This is a genomic window from Pseudanabaena sp. 'Roaring Creek' (genome assembly GCF_001402795.1).
GTDB lineage: Bacteria > Cyanobacteriota > Cyanobacteriia > Pseudanabaenales > Pseudanabaenaceae > Pseudanabaena.
The window spans coordinates 1-3,955 of sequence record NZ_LIRE01000220.1; the positions used below are offsets into that span (position 1 = coordinate 1).

At 43.5% G+C, this 3,955-nt stretch carries 5 protein-coding genes; all 5 read left to right on the forward strand.

The window, feature by feature from the left end:
• Positions 1-221 precede the first annotated feature (221 nt).
• The 5 genes from rpsD to AC805_RS07240 all read left to right on the forward strand — a co-directional run bounded on the left by rpsD (position 222) and on the right by AC805_RS07240 (position 3,761).
• Positions 222-830: a 30S ribosomal protein S4 gene (gene rpsD, locus AC805_RS07220; protein ID WP_055074791.1), complete on the forward strand. Its 609-nt coding sequence runs from the start codon at positions 222-224 to the stop codon at positions 828-830.
• Between the two features lie 122 nt (positions 831-952).
• Positions 953-1,540 carry a DUF3038 domain-containing protein gene (locus AC805_RS07225; RefSeq protein WP_055074792.1) on the forward strand — a complete coding sequence of 196 codons (588 nt, stop codon included), beginning with the start codon at positions 953-955 and terminating at the stop codon, positions 1,538-1,540.
• Entirely contained in the window at positions 1,540-2,283 is a 744-nt protein-coding gene (locus AC805_RS07230) for a DUF4335 domain-containing protein (protein WP_055074793.1), read from the forward strand. Before AC805_RS07225 ends, AC805_RS07230 begins: the two co-directional genes overlap by 1 nt.
• Positions 2,284-2,298: 15 nt before the next feature.
• A complete protein-coding gene (locus AC805_RS07235) occupies positions 2,299-2,874 on the forward strand; it encodes a peroxiredoxin (protein ID WP_055074794.1) in 576 nt (191 codons plus the stop codon).
• Positions 2,875-3,146: 272 nt separating this feature from the next.
• Positions 3,147-3,761 carry a response regulator gene (locus tag AC805_RS07240; protein WP_055074795.1) on the forward strand — a complete coding sequence of 205 codons (615 nt, stop codon included), beginning with the start codon at positions 3,147-3,149 and terminating at the stop codon, positions 3,759-3,761.
• The last annotated feature ends 194 nt before the right edge of the window (positions 3,762-3,955 follow it).

Consider the following 3,955-nt stretch of genomic DNA (forward strand, 5'->3'; position numbering starts at 1 on the left):
TATAGCAGTAGCCAGTTATGTTAGGACAAAAACAAAAACCAGAAGAGTGTTGCGGCGCTTTGCGCCGCAACACTCTTCTGGTTTTTATGTCTTAACTTATTTGGCTATAGCTATAACAGATAGGAGTCACGATAAATCCTAATAATTGGTTTAATAAATTTGGCAAAGTTGCCATATACTAGATAGGCTGTCAAGTTTTCAACAGTAACAAGGAAGGAGCTATGTCCCGTTATAGAGGTCCGCGCCTCAGAATCGTCAGAAGACTCGGAGAGCTTCCCGGTCTAAGTCGCAAACAACCTAAGCACGCTTATCCACCTGGAATGCATGGTCAAGATCGCAAAAAGCGTTCTGAGTATGCTGTGCGTCTTGAGGAAAAGCAAAAACTACGTTTTAATTATGGTCTTACTGAAACTCAAATGCTGCGCTATGTGCGCCGAGCCAGAAGAGTTAAGGGTTCTACAGGACTAGTATTGCTACAACTGCTAGAAATGCGTCTAGATAATACTGTTTTCCGCATGGGATTTGCGCCGACGATTCCTGCTGCGCGTCAATTAGTAAATCACGGACACATCACCATCAATGGCAAAAGTGTAACTATTCCTAGTTATGGCGTTCGCCCTGGTGAAGTAATTAGCGTGAAAGATAATGAAAAGTCTCGCAAAATCGTCGAGCGTAACCTCGAATTCCCAGGCTTGTCCAACATTCCTAGCCATTTAGAATTCGATAAGGCAAAGATGACTGGTAAAGTCAATGGCGTTGTCGAGCGTGAATGGGTAGCATTGCAAGTGAACGAACTGCTGGTTATTGAGTACTACTCACGCCAAGCTTAAGGTTGAAGCACTCAGCTACGGGCTTTGTTGTTCCTTAGATAAATTGCTTGTAGCTGAACGCCTTCCAACTGGGTAAACTGCCAATTGGGTAAACTCTATTAGGTTCAACTTCACTGCGAATTATGCAGTTAAATATTTCTGCTCCTGTAAACCTCGATTTACACGTTCCTAAGGATTTTGTTCGGGGTTGTCCCCGCAGTGTCCGTATGGATATCGATCATCTGCTTCTAGCGATCGAGGCGCTGGACTTAGAGGCAGTTGAGGTCATACTGGTCTTAATCGAGCAGCTAGGTTTAGAAAAAACGATTCCTAGTCGTGTAGCTTTTTGGCGACTGCGAAATACGAATCCGCTTCGTCGCAATTATCAGCGTGCGAGCCTTAGTTGGGATGAGTTGAAGGCTTTAGTAAAGATTGTCTGCACGATCGCCAAACAGTTAGATACTGGTTTGCGCTTGCTACTGAGCACCGATTGGCAGATTAGCGAGGGTAAAATTGAAGCATTAGGCTTACAGCAAAACCAAGGTTTTTTAGAAAATTATATCGATCGCTTTACGTCTTTGTATATTGGACGAATGCGATCGCCATCTCCTTTAAATAAACAAGAAATTCGCGAGTTAGCCCTGCAATTGCTAACGCGCCTATTGCTATGTAGTGGTGTTGCGGGCGAATATCGCCTATGGAATAGTCTGTTTGATGGAGCGATCGCCTAATGATTCAACGCAGCTATAGTTTGCCCAGTTGCACTTTGCTAGTCGATGGGATCGTCACCAGTAGTGATGTAATTTCCATTCTGACTGGCTTTAGTTGTCGCTTTAACCATCACACTGAGCCAATTGTCGGTGGATTAGAACTGCTCAATGCGTTAGTTAAAGTTGTAGGAGCCTATGCCCAAGCGCTAAAGAGTAATATCTTAGTGGCAATTCCTGAGAAACTGGTGCGGATCGAGCCCCGAGGCAAGCATCTCCACGTTCTATCGGTATCGCTCAACGAGGCCGATGCCCATAATCCCAAGCAACTCCAAATCGAGTTAAATACCATCCAGCTTTTCGACCTGATGGAGAGTCTCGATCGTTTATGTTGCGATCCGATCACTTTGCCCGATCTGAAATTAGTAACCCAAATTTCTGACTATCGATCGCAATCTCAGTTAAATAATCAAGCGTTACCCGCGATCGCTGGAGTAGTGAGTTTAGCGATCGCCGCTACGGTTTTATACTTCATCCCCATCCCCAAACCCCAGCCGAAGCCTGCCCAAACTCTTCCCGTGCAAACTAAGCCTTTGCCTAAAGTTTCTAAACCACCAGTGGCAAGTCCTGAAAGTTCTGCTAGTCCCGAAGCTTCACCGAGTCCTACGGGCTCATCTAATCCTGATAGTTCTCCCAGCCCCACAGCTTCACCAAATCCAACTAGCTCTTCTAGTCCTGAGACATCGCCCACCACTAGCCCCAGATAAAAAAAGAGAGGAGCTATGGCTGAATTCTTAAGGGTTGGCAATCCTGCACCAGACTTTGAAGCAGATGCTGTAGTCGATCAGGAATTTACGAAGATTAGGCTTTCCAGCTATCAAAAAAATAAATATGTAGTTTTATTTTTTTATCCCCTTGACTTTACTTTTGTTTGTCCCACGGAGGTGATCGCCTTCAGCGATCGCTATGAGGAGTTTGCCCGATTAAATACGGAGGTCATCGGCATTTCCGTTGATAGCCAGTACGCCCACCTAGCTTGGATTCAAACTCCTCTTGCTGATGGTGGACTTGGTGGTGATGTTAAATGTCCGCTAGTCTCCGATCTCACTAAGGCGATCGCGACATCTTTTAATGTTCTCGATCCCGATGTAGGCGTTGCTTTGCGTGGTTTATTTATCATCGACAAATCAGGTATCGTCCAACATGCAACTATTAATAATCTTGCCTTTGGTCGCAGTATTGACGAAACTCTTCGTACTCTCAAAGCAATTCAACATACCCAGATCCACGAAAATGAGGTTTGTCCCGTAGATTGGCAACAGGGGATGGCAACGATCAAAGTTCAAAATAATGCTTAACCCGTACCGACGTTATCCAAATTCCCAAAATGGCAATGCCATTTTGGGAATTTAGATAATTGACTGGCGGCGCAAAGCGCCACCAGTCAATTATTGGGGTTTATGTCCTAGTACATTTGGCGGCAGTTATTATAGATATCACTTTGCTATATCCATACATTTTAACTTTGGTTAACTATGGTACAAAATGAACATTCTAAATCGGTTAACTTAATAGCTTAATCAAAATTTAAAGTTGATGACCCATTTTCATCGGGGAATTAAGTAAAGCTATGGCTGAACTAAAAAAAGCTGTTTTAATGATGCATACCGATCGAGTCCAAGGGGAATTATGGAAAACAGCTTTGTTAACTCAGCAGTTGGACGTAATTTGGGAAAATATCCCCTTAGACTTAGTTGTATATCTAGAAAAATTCGATCGCCAAAAGCTACCTGACCTTCTCATTATGGATATGGCGATCAAAAGTCCTAACTCAGAAACATTGCAGTCATCATCGGTTTGTCAATGGTTAAGTAAGCAACAAGTACCAACAAAAGTTGTTTTGTTTAATCCTAGACAAGAAAAAATAAAAGATATCGAACATAGTTGGGCTTTGCGACGGGGAGCATCGGATGTTTTGCCTCGCTTATCTCCCGAAAATCTAATGGCGGAAGTCGCTAGGGTTACCGCCTTAATCGGTTGTTCGTTGATAACCCAACCCTTAGAAAAAATTGCTAGAAGTTTGGGTGCTAGCAGTTCTGGGGCGATCGAAAGAGAATCGAGCGATGTAGATGAGGCTGAAAGTAAGCCAAAATCAAGATCGGAAACCAAAAACAACTCAAAAAACAACCAAAAGTCTGATGCTGGTGATGTTGTGATGTATCGCGGCGTAAGGGTTAGACGCTAAGAATTCTTAAGAATTCTTGGACTCAATCTTTGGGCTCAATTCATTGTTTGTCATACCTTGGCAAATTGAGAAATGCTATAAGGCTCTTGCGGATAAAAAATGTCCCACCAAAGTTATCTAGCTTCGACTACGCTCAGCTAACGTTGGCTGAGCGTAGTCGAAGCCACAGGTACTTTAATTAATAGCAAGTCCCT